Here is a 5,512-nt window from a genome sequence, read left to right as displayed (position 1 = left end):
GCCTGCACAGGCACCAGCCGCATCATCGTGGACAGCGCGGTCAAGGCGGCGTTCACACAGAAGCTGCTGGAGCGGGTGCAGCAACTCAAGATTGGCCCGGGCCTCACCCCGGGCATGGACCTGGGGCCGCTGGCAACCGAGAAGCAGCTGCAGACGGTGCTGAACTACATCGAGATCGGCCAGGGCGAGGCCACGCGGCTGTGTGGCGGCGAGCGCCTGAGCGAGGGCCTGTACGCGCACGGGTACTACGTGTCCCCGGCGGTGTTCACCGATGTGACGCCACAGATGCGCATCGCGCGCGAGGAGATCTTTGGCCCGGTGCTGGCGATCATCGAAGCGAGCGACTTCCAGGACGCCATGGCCAAGGCCAATGACAGCGAGTACGGCCTCTCCGCGGCCATCGCCACGCGCAACCCGAAGTACATGCACGCCTTCGCCCAGGACATCCAGTCGGGCACCGTGAAGATCAACCGCACCACCACCGGCAACCTGGTCAACGCCCCCTTTGGTGGCGTGAAGAACTCCTCCACCTCTACCTTCCGCGAGTCCGGCCGCGTTGGCATGGAGTTCTTCACTCAGACCAAGATCGTCTACCGCGGCGCTTGACTGCTATGAGCGTATACGACACCCTGGCACAGCTCCGGATTGATCTGCCAGGAGCCCGCACGCCGGCCGCTGCCTATGTGGCTTATGTTCAGACTGGCCAACTCGTATTCTTAAGCGGACACACTGCTCGAAGAGAAGGTCAGCCCTGGGTCGGGCAACTTGGGGGCGGGCTCACCACGGCCCAGGGACAAGTTGCTGCACGTGCTGTAGCCATCGACCTTCTTGGTACCTTGCAAGCCGCGGTTGGGGACCTCAACCGGATTCGCCGTATCGTAAAACTGACATGTCTGGTGAATTCTTCGCCTGGATATACAGAGCACCACTTGGTGGCCAACGGGGCAAGCCACTTGCTGACCCAGGTGCTGGGCGCGCGCGGTGAACACGCTCGAAGCGCCTTCGGCGTTGCCCAGATCCCTCACGGCGCTTGCGTAGAAATTGAAATGGTCGCAGAAGTGATCTGATGGTAAGCAATGGGATGGCCGTGCTGAGCAAGCAACTGCAACGCGAGAAATGGCCACGTTCTTCGTCAACCTGCTGCTCTGTCTCATCGGCAAGGAGCCACAGACTCTACCGACCGGATTGGTTGAGGTGCGATCTGGCATTTGGCGATTGCGAGTACCGTGCATCAATGGTCCGGCAGACCATGGAGTTCGAGCGCACTGAAGGTGCCGTCATCCCAGCGTTGAGTGACCGCCGCCAGCAGCCGAACGATCAGGCGGGTGTCCATTGCCAGCTGCAGCCGGTGCCCTGCGTCAACGCTGGTGAACCGGTGACCTCGCAGAAGTTGGAGTTTCGTGCCAGCCGGCATGGTGGTATTGCTTATTGGCAGTGTCACAGCGTTGGCGAGTTTGACCAGTGCCCGAGTCCGGATTATGTTCAGCACACGGGCATGAACCTCGCACAGCTCAGCCAGTGGCATCTGGTGGGGCAGGTGCTCCGGATGCAGAAGTTCACACTGATCTGCATGGGCCACGATTTGTAGCTGCCTGCCGCAGCCATCTCGCCTCATGTGCTGGCGCAAGACGGAGACACGGGTGTTGGCAGCGGGTTCGTGAGCGTCGCTCGGGGCCGCCCTGTATTCTTGGGGTAGTCTTTTCTGCGTGCGGCGCACGAGGTTTAGCTCCTGTTGAAAGGGGTCCAGGGCCGCCGCTCCATATACAAAAAGGCGCAGCCCCATTTGCGTAGACTCCCGGCGCGTTGCGTTCCAGGCCATGCCCCGTGGCGTGATCTCAACCTGTTGCACTACCTCGGCGGCCTGCAACTGCTGCAGGCAGGGCCGGTCCGCCATCAACGCCGCCCTGAAGGCAGTGCAACGCAGCGAGATTTCAGCGACGTCCAGGATGGCACCCTGGTGCGCCAGCGGCCAGGAGACGATCGGTGCTGTCCGAAGCCTCATACCTGTGCCTCCGTCTGTTTGAACATCAGATACGCCTTGAGCACCAGCATGGTGGCATTGAGGCCCGCCACCGAACCGCCGGAGGCGCCGGCATCCCGGCCAGTCGCGGTGGGGCTGATCCACTGCAGATATGCCGTGGAGTGGGTCGGGGGGAACTGCGTTTCGGTCGCGCGAGGCTGGGTGCCATAGGCGGCTTCAAACGCGTCGATCGCGTGCTGCCGTATCAGCCGCAACAAATCTAGGGCTTGATGCCCCTCTTCGAGGTTAAGGCAACGATGATTAAGTTCAAACCGGCCCACGACTTGCATGCTGGTATGTAACGCTCTGAGGGCGCACCCATGAAGCAACAAACCCTGGCCATGGCAGCCGATCAAACGTTCGAGAACTACCGCAAGCCCACCCGCCGCGATGAGCTCCTGAAGGCGATGGAGCTCATCGTCCCATGGTCATCGTTGTGCGCTGTCATTGAGCCCCACTACCCCAAGGCGGGTAACGGCCGCCCACCAATTGGTCTGGAGCGCATGCTGCGCATTCACTTCATCCAGCATTGGTTCAACCTGGCTGACATGGCCTGTGAGGAAGCGCTTTACGACAGTGCCAGCCTGCGCCGCTTTGTTGGCATTGACCTTGGACGCGAGCCGGTCCCCGACTCCACGACCATCACGAAGTTTCGCAAGCTGCTCAACGACAACAAGCTGGGCGAAGCCTTGTTTGCCCAGGTTGGTCAAGAGCTGCAGACACGCAGCTTCAAGGTCAACACCGGCACCATTGTGGACGCCACCATCATTGGCGCACCAAGCTCGACCAAGAACGCCGACAAGACACGCGACCCCGATATGCACCAGACGCGCAAAGGCCAGCAGTGGTACTTCGGCATGAAATTGCACATCGGGGTAGACAGCCAAAGTGGCCTGGCCCACAGCGCCGTGGTGACGCCAGCCAATATGCACGACAAGCATCCGCTGCCTGACTTGCTGCATGGCAACGAGCAGCGCGTCTATGGTGACTCGGCCTACGCCAGTCAGAAGCAGCTGATCGCCAGCAAGGCGCCCAGGGCCAAAGACTTTACCAACCAGAGAGCTCGCTTCAAGGGCGTCGTTGAGGAGGCGGTGCGCGCCAAGAACCGCAACAAGTCACGCATCCGGGCACGGGTGGAGCCTGTCTTTGGTGTGGTCAAGCGCCTGTGGGGATTTGGCAAGGTGCGATACCGTGGGCTGCAAAAGAACGCGACCCGGGCGTTCACGGCGTTGGCACTGGCCAACATTTACCTCGGTAGAAAAAGCCTGTTGGCACAGGTGCGTCCATGAACCGGAAGAGCAGGCCAAAGGGCCTGCAAAACCGGCCCCAAAGGGGTCAAAGTGGCCGAAATAGATCTCGATTTGGCGAAACGCAGATGTTGCGCGCGCCGAGCACGGTTTGACCCTACTTATTCACCGCATCCTTAAGGCGGCACGAATTTTTGCGTACTTCGCCGGCCCGATCTGTCTTCATGCCGGCCCTCCATGCTCTGGGTGGTCCAGCGGCGCAGCAGCTTGGCTTTGATGCAGCAATTCTGCGCCATCCGCACCACCAAGATATCCGGCCTCAGGCGCGTCCTTACAACCTCTGCCTTGCCTGCGGGTCTTACACGGGCGGGCCATACTTTTTTCAATCTGCGACAAGGCGCCGCACCGCCTTCGTATCGATTTGGGACCTGCGAGTCCGCCTTCCTCTCCATGGGCATGTAGCTACGTCTCAAAGGCGCTCCACAGGGAAGTAGGAGTGGGATGACCACCCGCCAGTTGCTGAACTCGGATGGCGGCTGCTTTTCATCGCTTGTTCCCATCCCCAGCCTGTCAGCAGAACGAGTGGCATCAAAACCGGTGGAGCCTGCGCCGGCTTGGAAGGTAATCGGTTTGCGACTGGCGCCCTGGCCTCCCAGAGCTGTGTGCAGCTCGGTTTCACGCTTTGTCTAGGATTTGCGTCCCCCCTTTTTGCAAATTTAACCCCTGTCCAGCGTGAGATATGTGTGAAAACCCGCGCTGTGTGGTGCTTGTTTCTTGTTTTTTTGACCGCGTCAGTCGTACTAACTAGTAACTATCTTTTAAATAAATACAATACCAAGGTAGTAATGTTTGGCTTGACCAGCCATGCAGTACCCCAGATGAATCTTTAAAAGCGATTTGCACATGTTGTTGGCGATGTTTGGTTTAGCTCCTTTTCGGAGTGTGGTTGGTATGCGCCTTCATTGGCGGGCCTTGCTCGCGCTCGTTTATGCATTGTTGCTGCTGATGGCTGGCGCAGCCTATGGCCAGACAGCGGTACAGAACGTGGCGCGCGTGGCGTCACCTCTTGGCGTGGTCAACACCAATCCCTCGTGCACAAATGGTGTGTGTACCGCCCTGGACGCTGACCCAGTTACTGGGAGTGCCGACCTCTCGTTGACCAAGGCAAGCGTGAACCCCAACGTGGCGGTAGGCCAGACGGTCACCTTCACGCTGACGATTAGAAACGCAGGACCCAGCCCGGTAACGAACGCGACCTTCACCGACGTGGTGCCGGCGAACCTGAGCTCGGTCACGATTTTGAGCGCCAGCGGTGGGGCCACGGCAACGGTGGCCGGCAACACCGTCAACGGCACAACCAGCCTCGCCTCAGGTGCCACCTCCAGCGTGGTGGTGCGGGCTGTGGCCAGCAGCGCAGGCGGCTACACGAACACCGCAAGCGTCACGCCACCGTCGGGCACGACCGACCCTGTGCCGGGCAACAACACCGGGACCCAGACGGGCACGATCGGCAGTGTGGCCGACCTCTCGTTGACCAAGGCAAGCGTGAACCCCAACGTGGCGGTAGGCCAGACGGTCACCTTCACGCTGACGATTAGAAACGCAGGACCCAGCCCGGTAACGAACGCGACCTTCACCGACGTGGTGCCGGCGAACCTGAGCTCGGTCACGATTTTGAGCGCCAGCGGTGGGGCCACGGCAACGGTGGCCGGCAACACCGTCAACGGCACAACCAGCCTCGCCTCAGGTGCCACCTCCAGCGTGGTGGTGCGGGCTGTGGCCAGCAGCGCAGGCGGCTACACGAACACCGCAAGCGTCACGCCACCGTCGGGCACGACCGACCCTGTGCCGGGCAACAACACCGGGACCCGGACGGGCACGATCGGCAGTGTGGCCGACCTCTCGTTGACCAAGGCAAGCGTGAACCCCAACGTGGCGGTAGGCCAGACGGTCACCTTCACGCTGACGATTAGAAACGCAGGACCCAGCCCGGTAACGAACGCGACCTTCACCGACGTGGTGCCGGCGAACCTGAGCTCGGTCACGATTTTGAGCGCCAGCGGTGGGGCCACGGCAACGGTGGCCGGCAACACCGTCAACGGCACAACCAGCCTCGCCTCAGGTGCCACCTCCAGCGTGGTGGTGCGGGCTGTGGCCAGCAGCGCAGGCGGCTACACGAACACCGCAAGCGTCACGCCACCGTCGGGCACGACCGACCCTGTGCCGGGCAACAACACCGGGACCC

Annotated in this window: 6 protein-coding genes; 4 read left to right on the top strand and 2 right to left on the bottom strand. The window is 61.3% G+C overall.

Annotated features, from left to right (window positions below; all coding sequences use genetic code 11):
* Both ACTG4K_RS18125 and ACTG4K_RS18120 read left to right on the top strand, forming a co-directional pair.
* A partial coding sequence (locus ACTG4K_RS18125) for an aldehyde dehydrogenase family protein (RefSeq protein ID WP_439115625.1) occupies positions 1-606 on the top strand: 606 nt, incomplete at its 5' end.
* 5 nt (positions 607-611) lie between these two features.
* Positions 612-1,067, top strand: coding sequence for a RidA family protein (locus ACTG4K_RS18120; protein WP_439115624.1), 456 nt, complete (start codon positions 612-614; stop codon positions 1,065-1,067).
* Positions 1,068-1,231: 164 nt separating this feature from the next.
* Here the strand turns inward: ACTG4K_RS18120 and ACTG4K_RS18115 are convergent, their stop codons facing one another.
* Positions 1,232-2,002, bottom strand: coding sequence for a hypothetical protein (locus ACTG4K_RS18115; protein WP_439115623.1), 771 nt, complete (start codon positions 2,000-2,002; stop codon positions 1,232-1,234).
* Positions 1,999-2,310 (bottom strand): hypothetical protein, encoded by a 312-nt coding sequence (locus ACTG4K_RS18110; protein WP_439115622.1) that lies wholly within the window; start codon positions 2,308-2,310, stop codon positions 1,999-2,001. The genes ACTG4K_RS18115 and ACTG4K_RS18110 overlap by 4 nt, the downstream gene beginning before the upstream one ends.
* A gap of 30 nt (positions 2,311-2,340) precedes the next feature.
* Here ACTG4K_RS18110 and ACTG4K_RS18105 point away from each other — a divergent pair, with 30 nt between their 5' ends.
* Both ACTG4K_RS18105 and ACTG4K_RS18100 read left to right on the top strand, forming a co-directional pair.
* Positions 2,341-3,309, top strand: a complete 969-nt coding sequence (locus ACTG4K_RS18105; protein WP_439115621.1) for an IS5 family transposase — start codon at positions 2,341-2,343, stop codon at positions 3,307-3,309.
* Positions 3,310-4,182: 873 nt separating this feature from the next.
* Positions 4,183-5,512: DUF11 domain-containing protein (locus ACTG4K_RS18100; RefSeq protein ID WP_439115626.1), on the top strand; the 1,330-nt coding region annotated here is incomplete at its 3' end.

The organism is Hydrogenophaga sp. (genome assembly GCF_965657535.1).
Taxonomy (GTDB): domain Bacteria; phylum Pseudomonadota; class Gammaproteobacteria; order Burkholderiales; family Burkholderiaceae_C; genus Hydrogenophaga.
Note: the sequence above shows the minus strand (reverse complement) of the source record. Positions and strands in the feature narration are given on the sequence as shown.

Excerpts from the sequence above, each read along its gene's own strand:
- ACTG4K_RS18105 (WP_439115621.1), top strand. The coding sequence starts at position 2,341 with ATGAAGCAACAAACCCTGGCCATGGCAGCCGATCAAACGTTCGAGAAC.
- ACTG4K_RS18120 (WP_439115624.1), top strand. The coding sequence starts at position 612 with ATGAGCGTATACGACACCCTGGCACAGCTCCGGATTGATCTGCCAGGA.
- ACTG4K_RS18110 (WP_439115622.1), bottom strand. The coding sequence starts at position 2,310 with ATGCAAGTCGTGGGCCGGTTTGAACTTAATCATCGTTGCCTTAACCTC.
- ACTG4K_RS18115 (WP_439115623.1), bottom strand. The coding sequence starts at position 2,002 with ATGAGGCTTCGGACAGCACCGATCGTCTCCTGGCCGCTGGCGCACCAG.